This window comes from Pseudomonas fluorescens, from assembly GCF_018614655.1.
Taxonomy (GTDB): domain Bacteria; phylum Pseudomonadota; class Gammaproteobacteria; order Pseudomonadales; family Pseudomonadaceae; genus Aquipseudomonas; species Aquipseudomonas fluorescens_BX.
The window spans coordinates 291,027-314,389 of record NZ_JAGGOG010000013.1; the positions used below are offsets into that span (position 1 = coordinate 291,027).

Below are 23,363 nucleotides of genomic sequence, written 5' to 3' on the forward strand. Positions count from 1 at the left end.
CTTTGTGCTGTACCGGCGATGGCCAACCGCTATATATTCTCATACATAGCGGTAGACCTCTCTGCCTATAACACGCCGCACAGTCGGTCCCCAAGGAGCAGCTTCATGATGATTCGTGCCTCACGCCTGGCCCCTACCGGCCTGGCCACCCTGATCGCCCTCTTTGCCCTCGGTTCGGCTCAGGCCGATGAAGTCCAGGTGGCCGTTGCCGCCAACTTCACCGCGCCGATCCAGGCGATTGCCGCCGACTTCGAAAAAGACACCGGGCATAAACTCGTTGCCGCCTACGGTGCCACCGGCCAGTTCTATACCCAGATCAAGAACGGCGCGCCCTTTGAAGTGTTCCTGAGCGCCGACGACACCACCCCGCAAAAACTCGAAACGCAAGGCGATACCGTCAAAGGCTCGCGCTTCACCTACGCGGTCGGCACCCTGGCGCTGTGGTCGGCCAAGGAAGGTTACGTCGATGCCAAGGGCGAGGTGCTGAAGAAAAATGAATACAAGCACCTGTCCATCGCCAACCCGAAAGCCGCGCCTTACGGTCTCGCAGCTACTCAGGTGCTGGCCAAGGAAGGTTTGACTGAAAAAGTGCAGGACAAGCTCGTCGAAGGCCAGAACATCACACAGGCCTATCAGTTCGTGTCCACCGGCAATGCCGAGTTGGGCTTCGTCGCCCTGTCGCAGATTTATAAGGACGGCAAGGTCACCAGCGGTTCGGCCTGGATCGTGCCAGCCTCCATGCATGACCCGATCAAGCAAGACGCGGTGATCCTCAATAAGGGTAAAGACAGCGCCGCTGCCAAGGCGCTGGTTGAGTACCTGAAAGGGCCGAAAGCCGCCGCTGTTATCAAATCCTACGGTTACGAACTCTAAATGCCTCTGTCGAGTGCCGATTTTTCCGCTATCTGGCTGACTATCAAACTGGCAGCGCTGACCACCGCCATTCTGCTGGTCATCGGCACGCCGATCGCCCTGTGGTTGTCGCGTACCCGCTCGTGGTGGCGTGGCCCCATCGGAGCGATCGTCGCCTTGCCGCTGGTGCTGCCACCGACGGTGATCGGCTTCTACCTGCTGCTGACAATGGGCCCCCATGGCTACATCGGCCAGTTCACCCAATGGCTGGGCCTGGGCACCTTGACCTTCAGTTTTACCGGGCTGGTGATTGGCTCGGTGATCTATTCCATGCCGTTCGTGGTGCAGCCGTTGCAGAACGCCTTCTGCGCCATCGGCACCCGCCCATTGGAGGTGGCCGCGACTCTGCGGGCCAATCCCTGGGACACGTTTTTCAACGTGATCCTGCCCCTGGCCCGCCCGGGGTTTATCACGGCCTCGATTCTCGGCTTTGCCCATACCGTCGGTGAGTTCGGCGTGGTGCTGATGATCGGCGGCAATATTCCCGACAAGACCCGGGTGGTTTCGGTGCAGATCTACGACCACGTCGAGGCCATGGAATATGCCCAAGCCCACTGGCTGGCCGGGTCCATGGTGGTGTTTTCTTTCCTGGTATTGCTGGCGCTCTACTCCAGCCGTAAAACCAAAGCGGGCTGGAGTTGATGTCGATGATAGAAGTACGCCTGCAATTGAAGTATTCCGGGTTTGCCCTGGACGTTGACCTGCAGTTGCCCGGACGCGGAGTGACGGCGTTGTATGGGCATTCTGGCTCCGGCAAGACCACCTGTCTGCGCTGTATCGCCGGGCTGGAACGGGCTGACGAAGGCTTCGTCCGGACCAACGATGAGGTGTGGCAGGACAGCCGCAACGGACTGTTCGTGCCGCCGCATAAGCGCGCGTTGGGCTACGTGTTTCAAGAAGCCAGCCTGTTCGCGCATTTGTCGGTGTTGGCCAATCTGCAATTCGGCCTCAAACGCATCCCGCGCCAGCAACGCCGGGTGGACATGGCCCAGGCCACGGAGTTGCTGGGCATCGGCCACCTGTTGGACCGCCATCCCCAGCACCTTTCCGGCGGCGAACGCCAACGGGTCGGCATCGCCCGCGCCCTGCTCACCAGCCCGCAACTGCTGCTGATGGACGAACCCCTGGCCGCCCTGGACAGCAAACGTAAAAGCGAAATCCTGCCGTACCTGGAACGCTTGCATGACGAATTGGAAATCCCGGTGCTGTACGTCAGTCATGCCCAGGATGAAGTGGCGCGGCTGGCCGATCACATCGTCTTGCTCAGTGATGGCAACGCCCTGGCCAGCGGCCCGATTGGCGAAACCCTGGCCCGACTTGACCTGCCCATGGCCCTGGGTGACGACGCGGGTGTGGTGATCGATGGAACGGTCAGTGCCTATGACGCCCACTACCAACTGCTGACCCTGCAACTGCCCAACAGCCCGTTACAGGTCCGAGTCGCTCATACGCCGCTGGACCGTGGCAAACACCTGCGTTTCAAAGTGCAGGCCCGGGATGTCAGCCTGAGCCTGCAAGCCGAAGAGCACAGCAGCATTCTCAACCGTCTGCCGGTAACGATGACCCAGGAAATTCCCGCCGATAACAGCGCCCACGTGCTGGTGCGCCTGGACGCTGGCGGCACGCCCTTGCTGGCGCGTATCACGCGTTTTTCCAGGGACCAGTTGCAATTGCATCCGGGCCAAGTGTTATGGGCGCAAATCAAATCGGTGGCGGTACTGGCCTGACCGATTGCAATCCTTTGGCACGACCGCACAGCGCTGCGGTCAATCAGACATACCGGCCTGATGACTTGCCAAGGACTTTGCACCATGACCGATCCCGCGCTGCTTGCCGAGCTGCCTCACGACCTGCATTACGTTGACGACACCCAGCCCGGCATCCGCCGCAAGAAGCTACGGGGCAAGTTTCAGTATTTCACGGCCAATGGCGAGCGTATTACCGATGCCACCGAGATCAAGCGCATCAACGCCCTGGCCGTCCCGCCGGCCTACACCGATGTATGGATCTGCGCCGACCGGCACGGCCATCTGCAAGCCACCGGCCGCGACGCCCGAGGACGTAAGCAATACCGCTATCACCCCCGTTGGCGCGAGGTACGCGACAGTGACAAGTACTCACGGCTGCAAGCCTTCGGCAAAGCCCTGCCGAAGCTGCGCAAGCAATTGGAAGCCCAGGTCGCCGAACCCGGTTTCAATCGTGAAAAGGTCCTGGCCACGGTGATCCTGTTGCTGGATGCCACGCTGATTCGCGTCGGTAATACCCAGTACGCGCGGGACAATCGCTCCTACGGCCTGACCACCCTGCGTACCCGGCATGTGGACATCAAGGGTAGCGAAATCCTGTTCCAGTTCCGTGGCAAGAGCGGTATAGAGCACCAGATCACCGTCAAGGATCGGCGCCTGGCCACGGTGCTCAAGCGCTGCCTGGAATTACCGGGGCAGAACCTCTTCCAGTATTTGGATGAGGGCGGCGAGCGACATACCGTCAGTTCCACCGACGTCAACGCCCACTTGCACCACCTCACGGGGGCCGACTTTACCGCCAAGGACTATCGAACCTGGGCCGGCAGCGCCCTCGCACTGTCGGTACTGAGGGACCTGGAATGGCAACCGGAGTCGGACGCGAAGAAGCATGTGGTGGCGATGGTCAAAGAGGTCGCCCGGCAACTGGGCAACACACCGGCGGTGTGCCGCAAGTGCTATATCCACCCGGCGGTACTGGAGCATTTCAGCCTCGGCGAATTGGCGAAGCTGCCCAAGCCACGGGGGCGTAAAGGCTTGAAAGCCGAGGAAGTGGGTCTGGCGATGTTTCTCGAACAACTGGCCGGCCCCTTGTAGGAAAAAAACCAAATACGTTACCCTGTCGATCCTTTCCAGTTCTCGGGATGATCGCCGACGTGAAGTTCTAAGCCTTCCAAAATGTATTCGCAACGAGCCGCCTGGCGCGCTTGTTGGCCTGTTTCACATTTTTTCGGAGGTGCTGATGACTGACGTCAAACGGCTGCCCGTGCTCGTAACCCTGCAACACCTGAGTTTCCAGTTCGCCAATGGCGAAACCTTGCTGGACGATCTGACCCTGTCTTTTGATCACACGCCTACCGGCATTGTCGGTCGTAACGGCATGGGCAAAAGTGTCTTGGCGCGCTTGATTGCGGGCGTACTTGCGCCCTCTTCCGGCACACGCAAATCTTCGGCAAGCCTGGCCTATGTGCCACAAACAATTAGCCTGACGCCTGGCGAAACCGTTGCTCACGTGACGCGTACCGCCAAGATCCTGGTTGCGCTTGAACGCCTGGCCAAGGGTGAAGCCACGCCCGAGGACCTGGAGTTGATCGATGACCGCTGGGACCTGGCCGAACGCCTGCGCCAGGCGCTGGATACCTCGGGGTTGCCTGAGGTCAGTGCCACCACCCCGGCCGACATCCTCAGCGGCGGCCAACTGGCCCGCGTGGCGTTGATCGGCGCGCTGTTATCCAAACCTCAGTTGCTGGTGCTCGATGAGCCGACCAACCATTTGGACAGGGAAGGCCGCGACTGGCTGCTCGGTACCTTGCGCAACTGGCGCGGCGGCTCGATTGTGGTCAGCCATGACCGCCAGTTGCTCAATACCATGGGGCGAATCATTGAACTCTCCCCTTTGGGCTCCCTGGTCTACGGCGGCAACTACGACGATTTTCGCGCTCAACGCGAGACCGAACAGCAAGCCGCCCAGGCCGCCCTTGAGCATGCACGCCTGGACCGCAGCCGCGAACGCAAGCGCCTGCAGAGTGACCATGACAGCATTCAGCGCCATGCCGCCAGGTCTCGCAAACACGCAGACGCCGCCAATGTCGACCGGTTCACCAGGGCACGCTGGAAAGGCGCCGCCAACGAAATCGTCAGCAACGTGCGCAGTGATCATCTGCAACACCAGCAGGAACTGGATGACCGTGTGCGCCAGGCTCATTTGCGGGTGGTGGAGGAAACGCCGACGCTGCTGGCCCTGCCCGGAACGGTATTACCCACCGGGCGCCAGGTGCTGACTCTGGAAGGCATGCAGTTGCCTTGGTTGGACCCGCAGTCACCCGCCAGCTACGTCAATGCCAACCTGATTGGCCCGATGCGGCTGGTGCTGAGCGGTCCCAATGGCTGCGGCAAATCCACCTTGCTCAAGGTACTGGCCGGCCACCAGCGACCCGTCAGTGGCGAGTGTGCGGTTCACGTTCCCGCAGCCTATGTCGATCAACAACTGGCGTTGCTGGATGATCACTTATCGATCGTCGAACACCTCAGCCTGTTGGATACGCCACTGGTGGAAGGTGAGTTGCGCACACGCCTGGCGCTGCTGCAACTGGATGCGTTACGGGTCACGCAGCCGGTTGGGCGACTCAGCGGCGGCGAGCGATTGAAAGCGGCCATGGCGATTGCTTTGTGGCGCGCAGTCCCGGCTCAATTGCTGTTGCTGGACGAGCCCACCAACCACCTGGACCTGGAGTCCGTCATCGCCTTTGAACAGGCGTTGCAGGGGTTTACCGGCGCGCTGGTCGCGGTGTCCCATGACCCGGCTTTTCTCGCCACACTGCGGCCCACTCACACATTGACCTGGCACGCCGAGGGTTGGCGTTTCGAGGGGGTTTGAGGGGAATGCCCCAGGTCATTGCAGCCGGGACCAAAGCACCCTACGGTAGTGGCCGGATAATCTCATCGAGGAACCTGGCCCATGCTGCCTTCATCCCTCCGGCTCAACACCAACACGGCATTGCTGCATCAGCACAAATGGCGCGGCCGTGTCGGGTTGATGCTGGTGGCCAGCCTCTCGGTGCTGGCCGGCATGACCGATGCCATCGGCTTCATGGCCAGTGGCGACTTTGTCTCGTTTATGAGCGGCAACACCACGCGCCTGGCGGTGGCGATCAGCGACGGCAACCTCGGTCTGATCGGGCGACTGACACTGTTGGTGGCGACCTTTATCGCGGGCAATGCCCTGGGGGTGATCATCAGCCGTATCAGCAAACGCCATGCCCTGCCCTTGCTGCTGTGTATCGCCACGTTACTGTGCGGCGCGGCCGCCTGGCCCTTCGCCGATCAGTTGCCCGCCTTGCTGGCAGCGATCATCGCCATGGGCATGCTCAATGCGGCGGTCGAAGAGGTCAACGGCCTGCCGGTGGGCCTGACTTACGTCACGGGCGCGCTTTCACGTTTCGGGCGTGGGCTGGGACGATGGATGCTGGGGGAGCGGCGCAACGGCTGGCGGGTGCAGTTGATTCCCTGGGCCGGGATGTTTGTGGGTGCTGTGATCGGTGCGTTGCTGGAGCGGCAGATGGGGATTCACGCGCTGCTGGTCAGCGGCCTGTTGTCGGCGTTGCTGGGGCTGCTGTCGTTGAAGATTCCGCGCCGTTGGCATCTGGGGTATATGCCACGCTGAATCGGCCGTAGAAGGTGCCCGCCCGACATTTTGGCCTCGACGTCCCTGTACTGGTAAAGAGCCTGGATGTCGGGCGAGCAGGCAAATTCTAGGTCAGTGCCCGGTGGCTGTCCGCCGGGCATTTCTGAATAAATCTAAAGCTGATTCTTACAGACAAGTCGCCAAGGCGGCCAGGCGACGCTTGGCGGCCCAGTTGTCTTCGGCGGCGTAATAATTGGCAGTGGCTCCTTTACCGGTGGTCAGCACATCGACGAAATAATCACCGGCGGTGGTATAGATCGTATAACCGCCAGCCGGAGCCGGCTCCATGAACCCGCCGGCATCGACGCCAAACACCGCCTCGTCCTGCCAGCCAAACTGAACACACTGCGCAACCACCAGGGCCACCTTGTCCGAGGCCAACGCTTTGTAAGGCGCTCCAGAGCGCGCCTCCTTCATCTTCGACCCCGCGCAACCGGCCAGCGATGCCAGTACCAACGCGCCTATCACCACCATCCGCATACCGTTGCTTCCTTGGAAAAAAACGCGACTGTATCACTGGTTCCGACTTGGCAGGCGACACCGACTGATTATTGCGTCACCCTATGGGCTACCTGTGAACCTGCTTTTATCCGGAACCCCCATGACACCTAACGCCGAGCGCTATAACCCGTCCACCGACTATGCTGACAAACTGATCAGCCGCATCGGCCAGACGCCCTCGTGGATTGCCAAACGCATTGGTGTGACCGACAAGCGCATCCGCTACATCCTCGATGGCGAGCGTACCGTCAAGGGCGAAACCAGCCCGATCCAGATGACCTACACCGAGCAGTTTGCCCTGGAGTGCCTGGCAGCCGAGGCTCAGGCCAACAAGAAGTAACCTGGTTTTGCTGACAGCCCGATGAATTTTGTTTCACTGTGAAGGGAGATCTGGCCGCCTATAGTGGGCAAGCTCATTTTTAGAAGTCTCCCTTCTGCCCGCCCTCCTGCGGGCTTTTTTTTGCCTGTTTTCCCCACTCCCCGTAGATACCGTCTTGAACCTCATCGGGCAAGCACACCACCCCGTAGCAGCTGTCGAGCCCCAGCGAGGCTGCGTAGAGCGCGACTCGATGCCAGCGCTGTCTCGATGGCGGAGGTGCGGCCTACGCAGCCTCGCTGGGGCTCGACAGCTGCCACGGGATCTTATCCAGTGAGGTTCAAGACGGTATCTACGGGGTAGCGATTCAAGAAGGTATCTACGGAACCCAGAGTCTCAGAGCAGCCAGCGAAACAGATAGAACAACGCCATGCTCAACAGCACGGTGATCAAGACGCTGCGGGTCCAGAACATCAGGCCGACCGCACAGATCCCCGCCAGCAGATAAGGGTTGCCCGGGCTCAGATTGAGTGTGTGGTCGGCCATGAAAATGATCGGGCCGCAGATTGCGGTCAGCATGCCTGGTACCGCAAACCCGAGAAACTCCCGGGCACCACGGTTCAGGCGCACTGGCAAGCGCGGCTCAAGGAACAGGTAGCGGTTAAAGAAAACGATCAGGCCCATGGCAACAATCATCACAAATATCATTGCTGCCCTACTCCCAGCCGCTTGCAGGCATAACCCATGCTCATCCCCAGTACACCGGACACCACCACCGCCGACTCCCAGTGCCAGTAGCTGAGCAGCACCGAGAAAAACAACGACACGGCGACGCAGATCACCGTCGGCACATCCCGCACCACCGGCGTGATCAAGGCAATAAAGGTCGCGGCGATGGAGAACTCCAGACCTAACTGGTCCAGGCCTGGGATGCTTTTGCCGAGCACGATGCCGGCGAAGGTGAACAGGTTCCAGATCAGGTAGAAAGTCAGGCCCACGCCCAGGGCGTACCAGCGGTTGAAGGTCTCACGGTCATAGTGGTTGACCAGCGCGAAGAACTCGTCCGTCAGCAGAAAGCCCAGGCTCATGCGCCATCGGGGCTTGAGCGGCGACAACGTGGGGCGCATGTGCATGCCATAGAGCAAGTGCTGGGAGGTCAGCAGCAAGGTGGTCAGCAGAATGGAGATCAGGCTGGCGCCGCTCTTGACCATGCCGATGGCCACCAATTGCGCTGCACCAGCAAACACGATGGCCGACAGGCCCTGGCTTTCCAATGGGGTGAATTGGGCATCAATGGCGGTAGAACCGGCCAACAAGCCCCAGGGCGCGCAGGCCAGGGACAGGGGAATGATCGCGATGGCGCCACGGGCAAACGCGTGGTGAGGCAAGGCAGTAGGCATACACAACGGCTCATCAACAGACAGTCAATCAGCATGCCAGCAGCGTTACACGTTGTCTTGAATGATCGTGCACAAAGCAAGGTCCCGACCTTCGGAAGGGACCTCGCTTGCGGACATCACTTCTTTAGGGAACTGGCCGCTTCATCAATGAACGCTGCCACTTCGGCGGGTTTGGACGCCAAGGAGGCGTGGCTGGCATCCAGGGTGATGACCTTTTTCGCGTTCATGCGCTTGGCCATACGGGCCTGGTTGTCCGGGTGGATCATGTGGTCCTGGCTGGAAATCTGGTACCACGAAGGCTTATTTTTCCAGGCCGGGTTGCTGATGGCATCACCAAAGGTGCTCGCCAGCGGAGCTTTCTGAGTGATGCCCATGATTTGCCCTTCTTCCAGCGGCAGATCCTGGCAAAAGCTTTCGTGGAACAACTCGGGCTTGACCCACAGGTACCCGTCACTGTCGGGAGCCAGGTTCGGTGCCGCCTTGGGCAAATGTTCCTGGGTAATCCCGCCTGGGCTTTCGCCCGCGTCCGGGGCAAAGGCGGCAATGAACACCAACCCTTGGACATTAGGCTCGTTACCCGCTTGGGTGATCACAGCACCGCCATAGGAGTGCCCGACCAGCAATACCGGCCCCTTGATCTGGGCCACCATCTTGCAGGTGCGCTCGGCGTCTTCGGCCAGCGAGGTGAGAGGAATTTCAACAGCGTGCAGGTCGGTGTAACCCTTTTTATGCAGCAGGGCGATCACTCGGTTCCAGTGCGCCGCACCGCCCCAAAAACCGTGGACGAGGACAATTGCCGGTTTTTCACTCATTGGGTAACTTCCTGTGTATTGAGTAAGTTGGGCTGACGGCCCTCACTTCACGCGACCGTAGCCGCGCTCAGTGTCCACTCATCACCGGGGATATTCACCCGCCAATCGCCGAACGGTCATCGCCCGTTATCAGGCCAGCTTGACCGACACCCGCTCCACCGAGTCGCGAGCTTCGCGCAGTTCATCGGCGTCCTGGTTAAGGCGGTGGATGGTGTTGAGCAGACGCTGGCGCAATACTTCATCGCCGAGTTTTTCCACCGCGCGCATCAGGTCAAAGGCCGCGGTTTCGTTATTTTCCGCGACGGAATCGAGGGTCTTGCGCAGGTTTCGTGTGGCACGGGTCACGCGTTTTCTTCCTTCTTCACCAATGGGCAGGCACTTTAGGACATTATTGTTTCAGTTTAATTTCAACCACTTGTCACTCATCGCACGGGGCTTGACCTACATCAATCGGAAGCGGAATTGACCGAAACATATGGAAATACGTATATTCGGATAAACAAATATACAAAAGGCCCTGACCGTGTCAGATCTTTTCTCCCCTCTCCACCTCTTCAAATGCCTGGCCGATGCCACCCGCATCCGGCTCACCCTGCTGATACTGCGCGAAGGCGAACTGTGCGTCTGCGAATTGATCCATGCCCTGAATGACAGTCAGCCAAAAATTTCCCGCCACCTCGCCCAGCTGCGCAGTGCGGGATTGCTGCTGGATCGGCGCCAGGGCCAGTGGATCTACTATCGCCTCAATCCAGCACTGCCGCAGTGGGTGGCGACCGTGCTGGAAACCACCCTGCAGGCCAACCAGTCCTGGCTGCAAGCCGACGCACTACGCCTGGATGCAATGGGCGACAGGCCACAACGCGCCAGCAGTTGCTGCTGACTCATAGGAGAGTGTTTTCATGCTTGTTGCGGTTGCGATCTTTCTGTTCACCATTGTCCTGGTCATCTGGCAGCCCAAAGGCCTGGGGGTCGGCTGGAGTGCTACCGCCGGCGCGATCCTCGCCCTGGTGTGCGGGGCTATCAGCCTGGCGGATATCCCCGTGGTGTGGCACATCATCTGGAACGCCACCGGGACTTTCATCGCACTGATCATCATCAGTTTGCTGCTCGACGAAGCCGGCTTTTTCGCCTGGGCCGCCTTGCATGTAGCGCGCTGGGGGCGAGGCAAGGGCCGACGGTTGTTTGCTTATATGGTGTTGCTCGGCGCGTTGGTATCAGCGCTGTTCGCCAACGATGGCGCCGCATTGATCCTCACGCCGATCGTCATGTCGATGCTGCTGGCTCTGCGCTTTTCCCCAGCGGCCACCCTGGCCTTCGTCATGGGCGCAGGGTTTATTGCCGACACCGCCAGCCTGCCACTGGTGGTCTCCAACCTGGTGAACATTGTCTCGGCGGACTACTTCAAGATCGGCTTCAACGAATACGCGGTCGTGATGGTGCCGGTGAACTTGGTCAGCGTCGCCGCGACCCTGGCGGTATTGCTGTGGTTCTTCCGCCGTGACATTCCGCAGGCTTATAACCCGGCCGACCTCGACGACCCGGCCAGTGCCATCCATGATCACGCCACTTTCCGTGCCGGCTGGTGGGTGCTGGGTATCCTGCTAGTGGGCTGCTTCGCCCTGGAGCCGCTGGGGATTCCCATCAGTGCCATCTCCGCAGTATGTGCGCTGTTGCTGCTGCTGATCGCCGCCAAGGGTCACAAGATCTCCACCCGCAAGGTGTTGAAAGAAGCGCCCTGGCAGATCGTGGTTTTCTCCCTGGGCATGTACCTGGTGGTCTATGGCCTGCGCAATGCCGGGTTGACCACTTACCTCGCCACCTGGCTCGATGCCTTTGCCGAATACGGCGTCTGGGGCGCAGCAATGGGCACCGGAGTACTGACGGCGCTGCTGTCATCGGCAATGAACAACCTGCCCACGGTGTTGATCGGTGCGCTGTCCATCGAGTCCAGCCATGCCGTGGGTGTGGTCAAGGACGCCATGATCTACGCCAACGTGATCGGCAGCGACCTGGGCCCGAAAATCACCCCTATCGGCAGCCTGGCCACACTCCTCTGGCTGCACATTCTGGCGCGCAAGGGCATCACCATCACTTGGGGTTATTACTTCAAGGTCGGCATTGTCCTGACCTTGCCCGTGCTGTTGATCACCCTCGCCGCCCTGGCCTTGCGCCTCAGTGTCTAACGGAGTCCCGTCATGAAAGTCTTGTTCATGTGCACCGCCAACAGTTGCCGCAGCATCTTGTCTGAAGCGGTGTTCAACCATCTGGCCCCGGAAGGGTTCCACGCCATCAGTTCCGGCAGTTTCCCCAAGGGCCAGGTCTTGCCTCGTAGCTTAAGCACCTTGCAGGCCGCGGGGATCAGCACCGAAGGATTGTACAGCAAGGGCAACGACGCCTTCGAAGAAAGCCCGCCGGATATCGTGATCACCGTCTGCGACAAGGCCGCTGGCGAAACCTGCCCGGTGTACTTCGGCTCGGCGCTCAAGGCCCACTGGGGGCTTGAGGATCCATCGGACGTCCAGGGTGATGAGGCGTACGTCGATGCGGCCTTCGATGCCACCGTGGAAACCATCGAGACACGCTGCCGAGCCTTCTTCAGCCTGCCGTTCACCCGCCTCGACGCCGTGGCACTCAGGGCCGAACTTGAACGTATCGCCGCGCTGTAACGCTCGACGGCTTTTCTCAAGGTACAGCGCCAGCGTATGCTCGCCATCAGCCATAAGGAAGGTAGGCATGCTGACGATCTTTTTCTCCGCGCTGGTATTCGGTTTTGTGTTTTGCCTGTCCCCTGGCGCCGTCCTGGCGGAAACTTTGCGCCGGGGCCTGCTTCATGGATTTACTCCGGCACTGCTGGTGCAAATCGGCTCGCTGGTGGGGGATGCCGTTTGGGCCGTGATTGGCCTGACGGGTATGGCGTTGTTGCTCCAGCACGAGTCGATACGGGTCCCGCTGACACTTATCTGCGGGCTCTACCTGGCCTGGCTCGGCATTCAGAGCCTGAGGGATGCCTGGCGCCTGCCTGAAGCCGGCAGCACCCCAGCCCGATCCGGACAAAACGCGATGATGGTCGGCGCAGCGATTTCCTTGGCCAACCCGAAGAATATTGTCTACTGGGGCGCCCTGGGCAGCGCGCTTTCCGGAATTGTAGGGGCCACACCCAGCCACAACCAGACGTTGATGTTCTTCGCCGGTTTCATGCTGGCCTCAATCCTGTCGTGCTTCCTGATTGCGGTACTGGTCAATCTGTTGCGCAAAACTGCATCGGCAACTTGGCAACGGATCAGTTATGGCGCCTGCGGGTTGGTATTAATCTATCTGGCCGTGTTGGCCCTGCGCGGTATTTGATTTATATGTTCTGCAACTTACCAATACCTCTTGCCTGAACGAACTCTGAACCCGCGGCCATTTAATTCATTAAACGTTGACATTCATCAACTGCCTGAGTAGATTGCCCGTGCCTGCAACTCGGGCCTTTTTTAAACCTCACAAAAGAAGCCAATGGACACAGTATCTAGTCGCTGTCCGATCACCGTGAATACGGCGAATCGGGCGCAAAACCCAGAATATGACGGGACTCGCCTTTCAGGTCCGGTAAGCTGCGCTAGAGCTTGATGCTCCACGTAACTGCCTCACCGGTCGCCAGTCCGGTCCCGAGGTGTGTTATGAATTTTCAAACCTTTGTTTTTCCTAAAGTAATCTTGCCTGATCTACGTACGCTGGCGTCAGCCCTGCGTGCCAGGCTGGGCCGCGACCCCGTGGGCTTTTCGCCTGCCCGCACCGCCTTTATCAGCCCTGCCCCCCGCGTGAGCCCGGTTCCCCTGGCCCACTGGCGTATCTGCCCAACGACTGGCCAACTGCTGCAGCAATGGGATCACGCCGACCCTCAAGACCCTCAGAGTCGAAACGCCTCCAGCCTGTTCGCGCAAGCGAGCCTGATGTTGAGCCTCTACGTGAGCGCTCACGGCTGGAAGCGTTGAACAGTCACCGCCAGGCGCCCTCTTCGAGCGCCTGAACAAGACTGTTTTCTTATTATTCGCCAATTGATTTGCTGGAGTTCTCTATGGACGAAGCCAGTAGTAGCCCGCTGCGCACTAGTTAACTAACGCGCTTCTAGCGGGCCTGTAGAAAGTTACTGAATACTTTATTTAAACCGATCGCGAAGTCAGCGACTCGGCATGCTTTCGCTCGCCTGTCCTCAGGTAAGTTCCGGGTATGTTTTGTCGAAAAATTGGCGACAGGAGTACATACAATGAGCGCAGTAAAAACCACGCAATTGCCAAACAAAAACAGCACAAGTGCCGACATCAAACTGTCGATGCGTGCTGCCCGTGAGGCCCAGAACGGCCTTTCGGCCACCCTGGCCAACGTCCGGGCAACCAAGGACGGTCTGACTGAACTGGACGCCTCGGCCCGTCTGCAACGCGAAGGCTATAACGAGGTAGCCCACGACAAGCCGCCTCACGCCTTCGTGCAGTTTCTCCAGGCACTGAACAACCCGTTCATCTATGTGCTGCTAACCTTGGCGGGCATCAGCTTCGTCACCGATTACTGGCTGCCACTGCAGGCGGGTGAAGAAGTCGACCTGACCAAGGTCATCATTATCATGACCATGGTCATGCTCAGCAGCCTGCTGCGCTTCTGGCAAGAACACCGTTCGGCCAAGTCCGCCGAAGCCTTGAAAGCCATGGTCCGCACCACCGCGACCGTGCTGCGTCGCGAGCAGGTCGGTTCCAAACCCACCCTGCGGGAAGTGCCGATGCGCGACCTGGTGGCGGGCGACATCGTGCAGTTGTCGGCCGGCGACATGATCCCGGCGGACATCCGCCTGATCGAATCCCGAGACCTGTTTATCAGCCAGGCCGTACTGACCGGCGAAGCATTGCCGGTGGAAAAGTACGACACCCTGGGGGACGTCACGCAAAAATCCGCCACGTCCAAGGCGGCAGACCAGGGCAACCTGCTGGACCTGCCCAACATCTGCTTCATGGGCACCAACGTGGTCAGTGGCCGGGCGCAAGCCGTGGTGGTGGCCACCGGTACGCGTACCTACTTCGGGTCGCTGGCCAAGGCCATCGTCGGCTCCCGGGTGCAAACCGCCTTTGACCGCGGCGTGAACAGCGTCAGCTGGTTGTTGATTCGCTTCATGCTGGTGATGGTGCCCATCGTGTTTTTCCTCAACGGCTTCTCCAAGGGAGACTGGGGTGATGCCTTCCTGTTTGCCCTGGCGGTGGCTGTCGGCCTGACCCCGGAAATGCTGCCGATGATCGTCAGCGCCAACCTGGCCAAAGGCGCAACCGCTATGGCCAAGCGCAAAGTGGTGGTCAAGCGCCTGAACGCGATCCAGAACTTCGGCTCGATGGACGTGCTGTGCACCGACAAGACCGGCACCCTGACCCAGGACAAAATCATCCTGGAGCACCACGTCAACGCCTTCGGCCAACGTGATGATTCAGTGCTGTCGCTGGCCTGGCTGAACAGCCATCACCAAAGCGGCATGCGCAACTTGATGGACCAGGCGGTGGTGCAGTTCTCGGAGCAAAATCCAAAGTTCCAGGTGCCGTTCGCCTACAGCAAGGTCGATGAGCTGCCCTTCGACTTCGTACGTCGACGCCTATCGATTGTGGTCAAGGACGCCCAAGGCGATCACCTGCTCGTGTGCAAGGGCGCCGTGGAGGAGATGCTGAGCATTTCCACCCATACGATGGAAGGCGACACCGCCATCGTCCTGGATGAGCGCCGCCGTGAAGAATTGCTGGCCCTCGCCAGTGACTACAACGAGGATGGCTTCCGGGTACTGGTGGTTGCGACCCGCACTATTCCCAAATCCCTGGCCCGCAACCAATACACCACCGCCGATGAACGAAACCTGGTGATCCATGGTTTCCTGACCTTCCTCGATCCACCCAAAGAAACCGCCGGCCCGGCCATTGCGGCCCTGCAAGATATCGGCGTGGCGGTCAAAGTCCTCACCGGCGACAACGCCGTGGTCACCAGCAAGATCTGCCGCCAGGTCGGGCTGGATCCAGGCCAGCCATTGCTGGGCGTAGAAATCGAAGCCATGGATGATGCCACCCTCAAGCTGCGCGTAGAGGAACGCACTGTCTTCGCCAAACTGACACCGTTGCAGAAATCCCGGGTGCTCAAGGCCTTGCAGTCCAACGGTCACACCGTGGGTTTCCTCGGCGACGGCATCAACGATGCGCCGGCCCTGCGGGATGCCGACGTGGGTATCTCGGTGGACAGCGGCACTGATATCGCCAAGGAATCGGCCGACATCATCCTCCTGGAAAAGAGCCTGATGGTGCTGGAAGAAGGCGTGCTCAAAGGCCGCGAAACCTTCGGCAATATCATGAAGTACCTGAACATGACCGCCAGCTCCAACTTTGGCAACGTGTTCTCGGTGCTGGTGGCCAGTGCGTTTATTCCCTTCATGCCAATGCTGGCGATCCACCTGCTGCTGCAAAACCTGATGTACGACATCTCCCAACTGGCCTTGCCGTGGGACAAGATGGACAAGGAATACCTGGCCAAACCACGCAAGTGGGATGCAAAAAACATTGGCCGCTTCATGATCTGGATCGGACCGACCTCGTCGATCTTCGACATCACCACCTTCGCCCTGATGTGGTACGTGTTCTCCGCCAACAGCGTGGAAATGCAGACCTTGTTCCAGTCGGGCTGGTTCATCGAGGGGCTGCTCTCGCAAACCCTGGTGGTACACATGTTGCGCACGCGCAAGATTCCGTTCTTCCAGAGCACTGCAGCGTGGCCGGTGATCATGATGACCTGCATCGTGATTGCGCTCGGGATCTACGTACCGTTCTCGCCTCTGGGCAGCCTGGTGGGCCTGGAGCCGCTGCCGCTGGCGTACTTCCCATGGCTGGTGGGCACCCTGCTCGCCTACTGCTGCGTAGCCCAACTGATGAAGACGATCTACATCCGCCGCTTCAAGCAGTGGTACTGATCGCCCTGTAGCCGCTGACGAGGCACGAGGCTGAGCAGGGCCGCCTAGGGTCGCTACGCAACCCATCGCAGCCTCGTGCCTCGGCAGCGGCTACATTCCGCCGAAAAAATGAAAAGCGACAAGCAATACGAGGAAAACACCATGCGCGTCTTGATCTGTGCAGGTCGTCATTACGCCGATGCAAAAATGTCCCGCCAAGTGCTGGATGCCTACCACCGCCTGCACCCTGTTCAGGTTTTGATCCACGGTGGCAGCCAGTTCCTGGGCAGCGACATAGAGGACTGGGCCCGGGAAGTCGGGGTGGATGTGGTGCGTTACCCACCCAACTGGCAACGCCATGGCAAACAGGCGGAGCGGCATCGCAACCAGTTCATGCTGACGGACAGCCGACCCGAGGTAGTGATTGCACTGCCCGGTGGCGACGACACCTCAGAGCTGATCAACCAGGCAAGAACGTGCGGCATCCATGTGCTGACTGTGGACAGCTGAATCAATCCCTATCTGGAGCATCACCCCATGCAAGAAGAACCCAGTTGTAGCGGCATCAACCTGCAGTACACCGCTTATTTGAATCACGGCGCGTCCCTGCCAAGTCCATTGCTCAATGGTCGACCGGGACCGCGCTGCCGGCTGTTTATCGAGGTTCACCATGTACAAAAAACACCTGCCACTGCGGCCTGACGGATTTGCCAAATACCGCATCCAACAACGCCAGAAATCCAAATCCAGCCTTCACGCCCTGCCTCCCTCCAAACAACGTGCGCTGCGGCGCAACCTGATCTTCATCGGCACGACCCTGGGTGTCGTCCTGGTCCTCAGCCTGCTGTCCAAAGCGTATGCCGCCGGCGGCTCGTATGTGGTCGACGACGGTGCGGTCAATGCGCCTGGGGAATGCAACGTCGATGCCTGGCACACCGCCAATCGGCACAATGGCTCGACCCACAATGAAACCCTGTCCGCCGCGTGTACCTCCGCAGACCTACCCTGGCTGCAATGGGGCGCCGCCGTAGCGCGGGCCACCGCCGAGGGCGATGGCGAGACCCAGGTCAGCCCGCAGCTCAAGGCGCAATTATGGTCACGGGAAGATTTAGGGATAGAGATAGCGGCATCCGCCGCCGCGCATTTCGCCCTTAATCGGCAACATTCCTTTGACGGTGCCGACCTGAGCATTCCCTTCACCTGGCAGCCGCTCGAATCCCTGAAGCTGAACGTCAATGCGGGGTGGAGCCATGCCTATGACGATGGCGAGCAACATCATCACCTGACCTGGGGCACCGGGTTCGAATACAGCGTGGTCGATTCGCTGACGTTGATCGCCGAACGCTACGGTCAGCAAGGCGGCGACCAGGCGTGGCAAGCGGGGCCACGGGTGCATGTCGGGAAGAATATCGATGTGGACCTGGTGGTGGGACGCAGCCTGATCGGGGATCGCCATCAGTGGCTGACGACGGGGGCTACGTTGCGGTTCTGAAGGAGCATGAAGGTGAGCGGGCGTGCCCCGCTCACCTTCATTAGGCGTTAAGCCTGCCCTTTGGCCTGGCGCTCCAACTGCACCTGAAATTCAGGCTCGATATTGAGCGCGACCGCCAATTCGTCCAGGTAGCCTCGCTCAGCCGGCTGCTGGTCATTCACCAGCATCACGCTGGCCAGATAGATCTCGGAACCAATGGCGGGGTTCTGTGCATACTCGCTAAAGTCCGAAGCCTTGAGAGGCAGGGCAACTTCTGCATCAAGCCATGCCTTCAGCTCGGGCTCATCAGTATGACGCGCCAACTCGGCAGAAATCAGCGCCTGCTCTTGGTCGTCAATCTTGCCATCGGCCTTGGCCGCCGCGATCAACGCACGCAGGATCGCATGGCTGTGCTCATCCACTTCGGCGCCAGACAGTTGGTCAACGGTCTGCAACGCTTGCTGGGGCGCGGACGCCTGTTGGCTCTGCCATGCCTGGTAAGCCTGGTAAGCCATCATCCCCAGGGAGGCCAGGGCCGCGTAATTGGTCCCGCCCGAGCGTCCTTGAGTCGTACTACCCGAGCTCGATCCGCCTAAAAGACCACCGAGGCCGCCGAGGCCACCCAGCAGACCTCCCAAGCCACCCAACCCACCACCGCCAGACGCCGCACTGCCCGCGCCGCCGCCCTGAAGCAAGCCGCCTAGCAGTCCGCCTAGCCCACCGAGGCCTCCCAAGCCCCCTTGAGGTGCGGCTGTCGAACCGCCCTGCTGGCTCATCGAGGCCTGACCGGCTTGCAACAGTTTTTCCAGTAGATCGCTGGTGTTCATGGTGTCGCCCTCCTCGGGCATCAGGTTCCAGACAAGCAACAATAGCTTGCCTGGGCGATAACGTCGTGACCGCCCGGCAGGGTTCGTGCTCTCCCTGCCGTATCGTCCATCCTCTGGTCGCCTTATCATGGGGTCGCCACACTCAAACACCCCCACCAAGGAGGGACGCACGTGACCCGCGCCGAGCATATTAGCCTGATGGCCACCTATAACCAGTGGATGAATCTGAAGATTTATGAAACTGCCCGTGGGCTGAGCGACGAAGCGCTGCTGGCCGACCGGGGCGCCTTTTTCAGTTCGATCATCGGCACCCTGAATCACCTTATGTTGGGGGATACCGTCTGGCTCAAGCGCTTTGCCGAGCATCCAGCCGAATACGCCGCGTTGACCCCGCTAAAAGCACTGGACACGCCACACAGACTGGACCAACTGGCGTTTGCCAACATCCGCGAACTCCAGGCCCAGCGTGTCTGGCTGGACCAGATCATCCTCGACTGGGCGCAATCGGTCAGCGAACCAGACCTGGACCAGCGCCTGCGCTACCACAACATGCGAGGCGTCGCAGCAGACAAGAATTTCTACAGCCTGATCACCCACTTTTTCAATCACCAGACCCACCATCGGGGCCAAGCGACGACACTGCTGACGCAGGCCGGACACGATGTCGGCGATACCGACCTGGTGGGTCTCATCGACTGAGCTACGCCCCTCTGTGCGCGGCGTATGCCTGCAGCAAATCAGGAAACGCCTGCCTCTCGGGAAGCTGCGCAAAGCTGTGAATCGCTGGTGTGGACGCCCAGGGCAACTTCTCGCTGGTCCAGGTTTCCATGAACGGGACATAGTCGTTGGCGTCATCCAGCATCACTGCGCGCACATTGATGAACTCCTCCACATCGTTGGGTCGAGTAAATAGCCAACTCATGCAATGGGGGCAGCAGTAATGGCGATCCACGCCATGGAGCCCACCGATCACCGGCTCACCCATGGTCACGGTAAAGCCGCTGCTGGGTACCAGCGCACTCAGGGAGAACGCACTGGAGGTCATTTTCTGGCAGCCGGTGCAATGGCATGCCATGGTGATCACCGGCTTCTGAGTAATGCTGAAGCGCACCCGGTTGCACCGGCAGCCGCCTTCCTGGGAAAAACCATCGACACTCATCATTGACTCCTTTTCATGATTGATTTGAAGCACTGATAGCGCTTCATGTCATTGCGCTGGCGAACGACGGTAGGCGGCCAGCAGCACCCCCATCGTCATCAATAAACCGCCGGAGCCCCGATTAAAGCGCTGCAAGTGCGCGGGCCGCAAGCGACGCAGCAGTCGCGCCCCGCACACAGCGTAGAACGTCATGGTGCTCACGTTCAGCACGCACAGCACCAGCAACAGGCACGCATACTGCGGCAACTGGGGTTGGGTGCTGTCGACAAACTGCGGCAAAAATGCCGACATGAACAACAAGGCCTTGGGATTGGAAACCGCTACCAGAAAGCTGCGGGTGAAAATGCTGACCGAACGAACACTGGCCTCTTCACCCTCTCCCACCGTCGGCAACGCCGTTGGCGGCGAACGCAGCATCTGCCAGCCCAGCCACACCAGGTATGCCGAGCCGAGCCATTTGAGCGCCTGAAACAGCCCTTCACTCGCTGCCAGCAATAACCCCAGGCCGCATGCCACCGCAGTCACCAGCAATGCATCCGCCCACACCGCACCCGCCATGCCCCACACCGCCGCCTTCAACCCATGGCGCGAGCCGTTCTGCAACGCCAGCAACACGGTCGGACCGGGGATGGCGATAATCGCTGCACTCATCATGACGAATAAAAACAAGGTTGCCAGGGACATGGGGAATTCCTATCTAACGCAGCCTCATTCAGGCTATTGGTCGATGAATGATCCATTAAAATCCGCTTCACCGCCAATCACCGGCCACAAAAAAGCCCCGGACTTGCCGAGGCTATTGATGGCGTTCAAGCTCACTCAATCGTCGTTCGAAACGGGGGATGTACGAGGCCTGTATCCCGGTAACGCGGCGGCATACGCCAAGGCCTGCTCACGGGAGCCAAAGGACGCTAACCGGTCATCCCGGGTGCATACCCGCCAGGGGCCACTGTTGACCTGCACGATTTCATAGCCATTGAGATGCATCTTTTTCAGCATGGGAGCGCTCATAGTCACCTCTCTCTATCCAGAGATAATCCAGGAGTTACCTGATCCACCATACACCTGGGTGCCGGGTGGCGGCCTACCGAACGTCGCCCCGAGTGTCCTTTCAAAATGGATATTGTCGCCATTTCCACGGAGGTCATGTCTTGCAGGATGGATCACGCAATTGATGTAGATCACTGATCTGTCTGGCTTTTTTATCCGCATATTTATCAGCGAAAGACCGTGTTCGAACTTGCGCCAATGAGGCTGGATCTATATATTCCCTAGCCTGCTGCAACGCTCAAGGCCATCTTGAACCATCAAGCCCCCTGAGTCGCTTCACCGCGCTACCGCCCGAATGGCGAAACTGGTAGACGCATGGGACTTAAAATCCCCCGCTCGTAAGGGCGTGCCGGTTCGATTCCGGCTTCGGGCACCATCTTATGTTCCACTGACAGCCATCAACGTCCGTGAAACCCTTTAAAACCCGCCTTCTGGCGGGTTTTTTCGTTTAGGGCATTCCGTCGTGGAAGCCATCAAGGGCAAAGGATCGATAAATAAGCCACAGAGAACGGAACACTGTCCGGGCGGCTTATAAGGCAACCCTTAATTGATGACTTACACTCCGGGAAGCTCCGCGCGAAGGCCAAGGAGTCAGTCGTCCCTGTCATCATGGTCATGATTACGATCATGCCATCGATCATTATCACGACGATCATACCGGCGGTCATAACCCTGATCATCATCATTCCTTTGGTCGTATCTGCGACCGTGATCATAGCCTCTATCACGATCACGACCGTACCCGCCGCCTTCATCCCAGACAGGTACACAACCTCCCAGCAGGAGAGGACCTGAAAAGGCCAAAAGCATTATTGCGATGCGCTTCATTTTTAACGTCCTAAAAGCCAGTAAGTGTTGGCGACGACCTGATCGCTTTCTTGAGTTAGCCGGGCCACTAAATCGTGATTAACGACGCGTGGCGCGTCAGTTCGAAGAGGCCAGTTCGGCCGAACTAAAATGAGACACAAGTAACCTGTCAACCCTGATGTACAGAGTGGCCTGACAAATATCGAAGCGAATTACTTGGAAGTTGAAGCGCGAGCCTTGCTCAACCCTTTGGCGTTGTGATCTCCAGGAGTAGAAGCCGAAATAGCGGTAGCTTTTGTCACTCCACGAGTGTCTTTGGAAGGTGCAATGCTTGAAGTCGTTGAACCATGACCACGGTCACTATTCCGATCGCTGCCAATGTGGTTTCCACTAGTGCCATGATCGCGGACGGCCTTCCCTACATGATCGCTGCTCAAGCCCTCGCCACGGCCATGACTACTGGAACCACCCGAGTGACCAGAACCACCTTGACCACCACCACCACCACCACCACCACCACCACCACCATCTTGGGCATAGGCAGAGGTCATGATGGACATTTGAGCAGGAAGTAACGGTGCAGCAGCAAGCATCAACGCGCACGACATGATGGCAACTAGACTTTTATTTTTAAAACGCATGATGGCTTCCATAATGGTTTGTTTACTCATCACCTCTGACACATTTAGCTAAACACGGTTCAAAGACAAACGAAAAATAGGAGCGCCAGTACATTTTTATAAATGTGAATGAGAATGTGTTGCCCTCTCTTACTATTAGGCAACCCCAAAACGACACCAACTCAGAGTAAATCAGTGCAAAGCCAAGCATCCGATGCTGACTACCGATTCCATTGCGCTTTTTACCTGCAAGCCCAGTAAACAGGAGCGGTAGAGAGCTGCCATTGCTGCCGATGGCTGTAGGCAGTCATCGGTTCAGTTTTAAATGGTCTTACGCGTCAGCCAGGCCCCCCAGAACAGACTACTGAAGAAGCGAGTAGCGTTTCCGAATCCGGAGTCATGCATCAATTTTTGAACCGCCGCTTCGGAATGTGGCGGATCAGCTCCCTGAAGAATTTTCCCTAACTTGGCCTTTACTTCATCCGGGCTCGCGCCATGCTGTCGCCACCGTTGCCCCCAAGCGGCAAGCAATAACGGTTGGCTGGCATAAGCATATTGATTGCCCGCGACAATCAGCGGCGCCCCCGGTTTTAGATGAGCCCGAATGGAGTGTAAAATTTGCCGCTTCGCAACATCTCCATCGAGATGATGGAGTACTCCGATCAAGGTGGCTGCGTCGTAGGACTCGTCCGCTGCCAAGTCTTCAACATGCCCAAGATGCAGGCTTGTTCTTTCGAGCAAATTGTTTGCCTCCAACTGCTGCGCCGCAGCTTCCAGCATCGGCTCGGATGGATCGACGGCAGTGAAGCGCCATGTCGGCTCCAGCGTTGCCATTGCAATGATCTCCTGCGCCGTGCCGCCAGCGCCAACGACCAGTATTTTCGCGGAGCGTGCATTGCCCAGGCTTGCCGCCAGCATGCACGCGGCAAGATCCTGACAGGCGTCATACCCAGCTAATGCGATACGGCTCTGCCGTCCGTACTCCTTGGCCCGTGAAGTATCAAATTTTTCAGCTGCGTTTAGAGGGGATGATTTCAAGGCCGTTCTCCGTGTCCTTGAAATAAGCTATGCCACATAATGGAATAATGAAAATTCAATAATTTTATAAAATGCATTCC

At 59.0% G+C, this 23,363-nt stretch carries 28 protein-coding genes and 1 tRNA gene; 18 read left to right on the top strand and 11 right to left on the bottom strand.

Translation table 11 applies throughout. The features are described from left to right. The first annotated feature begins 105 nt into the window (after positions 1 to 105). The 6 genes from modA (at position 106) to J7E41_RS13325 (ending at position 6,318) form a co-directional block, all read left to right on the top strand. Positions 106 to 873, top strand: coding sequence for a molybdate ABC transporter substrate-binding protein (gene modA / locus J7E41_RS13300; RefSeq protein ID WP_214993514.1), 768 nt, complete (start codon positions 106 to 108; stop codon positions 871 to 873). After that, positions 874 to 1,554 (top strand): molybdate ABC transporter permease subunit, encoded by a 681-nt coding sequence (gene modB / locus J7E41_RS13305; protein WP_214993515.1) that lies wholly within the window; start codon positions 874 to 876, stop codon positions 1,552 to 1,554. It begins immediately after the preceding gene. Positions 1,555 to 1,559: 5 nt separating this feature from the next. After that, positions 1,560 to 2,639: a molybdenum ABC transporter ATP-binding protein gene (modC, locus tag J7E41_RS13310; RefSeq protein WP_214993516.1), complete on the top strand. Its 1,080-nt coding sequence runs from the start codon at positions 1,560 to 1,562 to the stop codon at positions 2,637 to 2,639. Between the two features lie 84 nt (positions 2,640 to 2,723). Further along, the gene (locus J7E41_RS13315; protein WP_214993518.1) at positions 2,724 to 3,752 is read left to right on the top strand and encodes a DNA topoisomerase IB; all 1,029 of its coding nucleotides are present in this window, start codon (positions 2,724 to 2,726) and stop codon (positions 3,750 to 3,752) included. Between the two features lie 145 nt (positions 3,753 to 3,897). Continuing rightward, on the top strand, positions 3,898 to 5,532 hold the full coding sequence (locus tag J7E41_RS13320) for an ABC-F family ATP-binding cassette domain-containing protein (RefSeq protein ID WP_214993520.1): 1,635 nt from the start codon (positions 3,898 to 3,900) through the stop codon (positions 5,530 to 5,532). An 81-nt stretch (positions 5,533 to 5,613) separates the two neighbouring features. After that, entirely contained in the window at positions 5,614 to 6,318 is a 705-nt protein-coding gene (locus J7E41_RS13325) for a YoaK family protein (RefSeq protein WP_214993522.1), read from the top strand. Between the two features lie 147 nt (positions 6,319 to 6,465). Here the strand turns inward: J7E41_RS13325 and J7E41_RS13330 are convergent, their stop codons facing one another. Further along, on the bottom strand, positions 6,466 to 6,819 hold the full coding sequence (locus tag J7E41_RS13330; protein ID WP_214993523.1) for a hypothetical protein: 354 nt from the start codon (positions 6,817 to 6,819) through the stop codon (positions 6,466 to 6,468). A gap of 121 nt (positions 6,820 to 6,940) precedes the next feature. On the opposite strand from J7E41_RS13330, the gene J7E41_RS13335 reads away from it, so the two are divergent. After that, complete coding sequence (locus tag J7E41_RS13335; RefSeq protein WP_155585329.1) at positions 6,941 to 7,180, top strand: hypothetical protein; 240 nt, start codon at positions 6,941 to 6,943, stop codon at positions 7,178 to 7,180. Between the two features lie 372 nt (positions 7,181 to 7,552). Here the strand turns inward: J7E41_RS13335 and J7E41_RS13340 are convergent, their stop codons facing one another. The 4 genes from J7E41_RS13340 to J7E41_RS13355 form a co-directional block, all read right to left on the bottom strand. Continuing rightward, a complete protein-coding gene (locus J7E41_RS13340) occupies positions 7,553 to 7,864 on the bottom strand; it encodes an AzlD domain-containing protein (RefSeq protein ID WP_214993525.1) in 312 nt (103 codons plus the stop codon). Then, positions 7,861 to 8,556 (bottom strand): AzlC family ABC transporter permease, encoded by a 696-nt coding sequence (locus tag J7E41_RS13345; protein WP_214993526.1) that lies wholly within the window; start codon positions 8,554 to 8,556, stop codon positions 7,861 to 7,863. The genes J7E41_RS13340 and J7E41_RS13345 overlap by 4 nt, the downstream gene beginning before the upstream one ends. 116 nt (positions 8,557 to 8,672) lie before the next feature. Next, positions 8,673 to 9,368, bottom strand: coding sequence for an alpha/beta hydrolase (locus J7E41_RS13350; protein WP_214993527.1), 696 nt, complete (start codon positions 9,366 to 9,368; stop codon positions 8,673 to 8,675). Between the two features lie 129 nt (positions 9,369 to 9,497). After that, on the bottom strand, positions 9,498 to 9,713 hold the full coding sequence (locus J7E41_RS13355; protein ID WP_214993528.1) for a hypothetical protein: 216 nt from the start codon (positions 9,711 to 9,713) through the stop codon (positions 9,498 to 9,500). Between the two features lie 178 nt (positions 9,714 to 9,891). On the opposite strand from J7E41_RS13355, the gene J7E41_RS13360 reads away from it, so the two are divergent. From J7E41_RS13360 to J7E41_RS13400, 9 genes are all read left to right on the top strand, one after another. After that, on the top strand, positions 9,892 to 10,248 hold the full coding sequence (locus tag J7E41_RS13360) for a metalloregulator ArsR/SmtB family transcription factor (protein WP_214993529.1): 357 nt from the start codon (positions 9,892 to 9,894) through the stop codon (positions 10,246 to 10,248). Between the two features lie 19 nt (positions 10,249 to 10,267). Continuing rightward, complete coding sequence (locus tag J7E41_RS13365) at positions 10,268 to 11,551, top strand: arsenic transporter (protein ID WP_214993530.1); 1,284 nt, start codon at positions 10,268 to 10,270, stop codon at positions 11,549 to 11,551. 12 nt (positions 11,552 to 11,563) lie between these two features. Further along, positions 11,564 to 12,034, top strand: a complete 471-nt coding sequence (locus J7E41_RS13370; protein WP_214993532.1) for an arsenate reductase ArsC — start codon at positions 11,564 to 11,566, stop codon at positions 12,032 to 12,034. 67 nt (positions 12,035 to 12,101) lie between these two features. Next, the gene (locus J7E41_RS13375) at positions 12,102 to 12,713 is read left to right on the top strand and encodes a LysE family translocator (protein ID WP_214993534.1); all 612 of its coding nucleotides are present in this window, start codon (positions 12,102 to 12,104) and stop codon (positions 12,711 to 12,713) included. A 317-nt stretch (positions 12,714 to 13,030) separates the two neighbouring features. Further along, a complete protein-coding gene (locus J7E41_RS13380; protein ID WP_214993536.1) occupies positions 13,031 to 13,345 on the top strand; it encodes a hypothetical protein in 315 nt (104 codons plus the stop codon). A gap of 272 nt (positions 13,346 to 13,617) precedes the next feature. Beyond that, positions 13,618 to 16,332 carry a magnesium-translocating P-type ATPase gene (gene mgtA / locus J7E41_RS13385; RefSeq protein WP_214993538.1) on the top strand — a complete coding sequence of 905 codons (2,715 nt, stop codon included), beginning with the start codon at positions 13,618 to 13,620 and terminating at the stop codon, positions 16,330 to 16,332. 141 nt (positions 16,333 to 16,473) lie between these two features. Beyond that, on the top strand, positions 16,474 to 16,821 hold the full coding sequence (locus tag J7E41_RS13390) for a DUF2493 domain-containing protein (RefSeq protein ID WP_214993540.1): 348 nt from the start codon (positions 16,474 to 16,476) through the stop codon (positions 16,819 to 16,821). Between the two features lie 27 nt (positions 16,822 to 16,848). Then, complete coding sequence (locus J7E41_RS13395; protein ID WP_214993542.1) at positions 16,849 to 17,013, top strand: hypothetical protein; 165 nt, start codon at positions 16,849 to 16,851, stop codon at positions 17,011 to 17,013. Continuing rightward, positions 16,982 to 17,803, top strand: a complete 822-nt coding sequence (locus J7E41_RS13400) for a hypothetical protein (protein WP_214993544.1) — start codon at positions 16,982 to 16,984, stop codon at positions 17,801 to 17,803. The genes J7E41_RS13395 and J7E41_RS13400 overlap by 32 nt, the downstream gene beginning before the upstream one ends. Positions 17,804 to 17,850: 47 nt before the next feature. Here J7E41_RS13400 and J7E41_RS13405 read toward each other — a convergent pair whose 3' ends face one another. Beyond that, positions 17,851 to 18,609, bottom strand: coding sequence for a DUF533 domain-containing protein (locus J7E41_RS13405; protein WP_214993545.1), 759 nt, complete (start codon positions 18,607 to 18,609; stop codon positions 17,851 to 17,853). Positions 18,610 to 18,780: 171 nt separating this feature from the next. Here J7E41_RS13405 and J7E41_RS13410 point away from each other — a divergent pair, with 171 nt between their 5' ends. Then, positions 18,781 to 19,308 (top strand): DinB family protein, encoded by a 528-nt coding sequence (locus J7E41_RS13410; protein ID WP_214993546.1) that lies wholly within the window; start codon positions 18,781 to 18,783, stop codon positions 19,306 to 19,308. A 1-nt stretch (position 19,309) separates the two neighbouring features. On the opposite strand, the gene J7E41_RS13415 is transcribed toward J7E41_RS13410, so the two are convergent. The 3 genes from J7E41_RS13415 to J7E41_RS28090 all read right to left on the bottom strand — a co-directional run bounded on the left by J7E41_RS13415 (position 19,310) and on the right by J7E41_RS28090 (position 20,779). Further along, positions 19,310 to 19,768: a GFA family protein gene (locus tag J7E41_RS13415; RefSeq protein ID WP_214993547.1), complete on the bottom strand. Its 459-nt coding sequence runs from the start codon at positions 19,766 to 19,768 to the stop codon at positions 19,310 to 19,312. A 48-nt stretch (positions 19,769 to 19,816) separates the two neighbouring features. Next, on the bottom strand, positions 19,817 to 20,452 hold the full coding sequence (locus tag J7E41_RS13420; protein WP_214993548.1) for a LysE family translocator: 636 nt from the start codon (positions 20,450 to 20,452) through the stop codon (positions 19,817 to 19,819). A gap of 135 nt (positions 20,453 to 20,587) precedes the next feature. Further along, positions 20,588 to 20,779, bottom strand: a complete 192-nt coding sequence (locus tag J7E41_RS28090) for a DUF2188 domain-containing protein (protein ID WP_251029478.1) — start codon at positions 20,777 to 20,779, stop codon at positions 20,588 to 20,590. A 328-nt stretch (positions 20,780 to 21,107) separates the two neighbouring features. Here J7E41_RS28090 and J7E41_RS13430 point away from each other — a divergent pair. Next, positions 21,108 to 21,194: transfer RNA gene (locus J7E41_RS13430), tRNA-Leu, on the top strand. Positions 21,195 to 21,837: 643 nt separating this feature from the next. Here the strand turns inward: J7E41_RS13430 and J7E41_RS13435 are convergent. Both J7E41_RS13435 and J7E41_RS13440 read right to left on the bottom strand, forming a co-directional pair. Then, a complete protein-coding gene (locus J7E41_RS13435) occupies positions 21,838 to 22,266 on the bottom strand; it encodes a hypothetical protein (RefSeq protein WP_214993673.1) in 429 nt (142 codons plus the stop codon). Positions 22,267 to 22,566: 300 nt separating this feature from the next. Then, complete coding sequence (locus J7E41_RS13440) at positions 22,567 to 23,283, bottom strand: class I SAM-dependent methyltransferase (RefSeq protein WP_214993551.1); 717 nt, start codon at positions 23,281 to 23,283, stop codon at positions 22,567 to 22,569. Between the last annotated feature and the right edge of the window lie 80 nt (positions 23,284 to 23,363).

Excerpts from the sequence above, each read along its gene's own strand:
- J7E41_RS13435 (WP_214993673.1), bottom strand. The coding sequence starts at position 22,266 with ATGCGTTTTAAAAATAAAAGTCTAGTTGCCATCATGTCGTGCGCGTTG.
- J7E41_RS13325 (WP_214993522.1), top strand. The coding sequence starts at position 5,614 with ATGCTGCCTTCATCCCTCCGGCTCAACACCAACACGGCATTGCTGCAT.
- J7E41_RS13420 (WP_214993548.1), bottom strand. The coding sequence starts at position 20,452 with ATGTCCCTGGCAACCTTGTTTTTATTCGTCATGATGAGTGCAGCGATT.
- J7E41_RS13380 (WP_214993536.1), top strand. The coding sequence starts at position 13,031 with ATGAATTTTCAAACCTTTGTTTTTCCTAAAGTAATCTTGCCTGATCTA.
- J7E41_RS13335 (WP_155585329.1), top strand. The coding sequence starts at position 6,941 with ATGACACCTAACGCCGAGCGCTATAACCCGTCCACCGACTATGCTGAC.
- J7E41_RS13365 (WP_214993530.1), top strand. The coding sequence starts at position 10,268 with ATGCTTGTTGCGGTTGCGATCTTTCTGTTCACCATTGTCCTGGTCATC.
- J7E41_RS13400 (WP_214993544.1), top strand. The coding sequence starts at position 16,982 with ATGTACAAAAAACACCTGCCACTGCGGCCTGACGGATTTGCCAAATAC.
- J7E41_RS13320 (WP_214993520.1), top strand. The coding sequence starts at position 3,898 with ATGACTGACGTCAAACGGCTGCCCGTGCTCGTAACCCTGCAACACCTG.
- J7E41_RS13415 (WP_214993547.1), bottom strand. The coding sequence starts at position 19,768 with ATGAGTGTCGATGGTTTTTCCCAGGAAGGCGGCTGCCGGTGCAACCGG.
- J7E41_RS13370 (WP_214993532.1), top strand. The coding sequence starts at position 11,564 with ATGAAAGTCTTGTTCATGTGCACCGCCAACAGTTGCCGCAGCATCTTG.
- J7E41_RS13395 (WP_214993542.1), top strand. The coding sequence starts at position 16,849 with ATGCAAGAAGAACCCAGTTGTAGCGGCATCAACCTGCAGTACACCGCT.
- J7E41_RS13345 (WP_214993526.1), bottom strand. The coding sequence starts at position 8,556 with ATGCCTACTGCCTTGCCTCACCACGCGTTTGCCCGTGGCGCCATCGCG.
- J7E41_RS13405 (WP_214993545.1), bottom strand. The coding sequence starts at position 18,609 with ATGAACACCAGCGATCTACTGGAAAAACTGTTGCAAGCCGGTCAGGCC.
- mgtA (WP_214993538.1), top strand. The coding sequence starts at position 13,618 with ATGAGCGCAGTAAAAACCACGCAATTGCCAAACAAAAACAGCACAAGT.
- J7E41_RS28090 (WP_251029478.1), bottom strand. The coding sequence starts at position 20,779 with ATGAGCGCTCCCATGCTGAAAAAGATGCATCTCAATGGCTATGAAATC.
- J7E41_RS13350 (WP_214993527.1), bottom strand. The coding sequence starts at position 9,368 with ATGAGTGAAAAACCGGCAATTGTCCTCGTCCACGGTTTTTGGGGCGGT.
- modA (WP_214993514.1), top strand. The coding sequence starts at position 106 with ATGATGATTCGTGCCTCACGCCTGGCCCCTACCGGCCTGGCCACCCTG.
- J7E41_RS13375 (WP_214993534.1), top strand. The coding sequence starts at position 12,102 with ATGCTGACGATCTTTTTCTCCGCGCTGGTATTCGGTTTTGTGTTTTGC.
- J7E41_RS13315 (WP_214993518.1), top strand. The coding sequence starts at position 2,724 with ATGACCGATCCCGCGCTGCTTGCCGAGCTGCCTCACGACCTGCATTAC.
- modC (WP_214993516.1), top strand. The coding sequence starts at position 1,560 with ATGATAGAAGTACGCCTGCAATTGAAGTATTCCGGGTTTGCCCTGGAC.
- J7E41_RS13330 (WP_214993523.1), bottom strand. The coding sequence starts at position 6,819 with ATGCGGATGGTGGTGATAGGCGCGTTGGTACTGGCATCGCTGGCCGGT.
- modB (WP_214993515.1), top strand. The coding sequence starts at position 874 with ATGCCTCTGTCGAGTGCCGATTTTTCCGCTATCTGGCTGACTATCAAA.
- J7E41_RS13340 (WP_214993525.1), bottom strand. The coding sequence starts at position 7,864 with ATGATATTTGTGATGATTGTTGCCATGGGCCTGATCGTTTTCTTTAAC.
- J7E41_RS13390 (WP_214993540.1), top strand. The coding sequence starts at position 16,474 with ATGCGCGTCTTGATCTGTGCAGGTCGTCATTACGCCGATGCAAAAATG.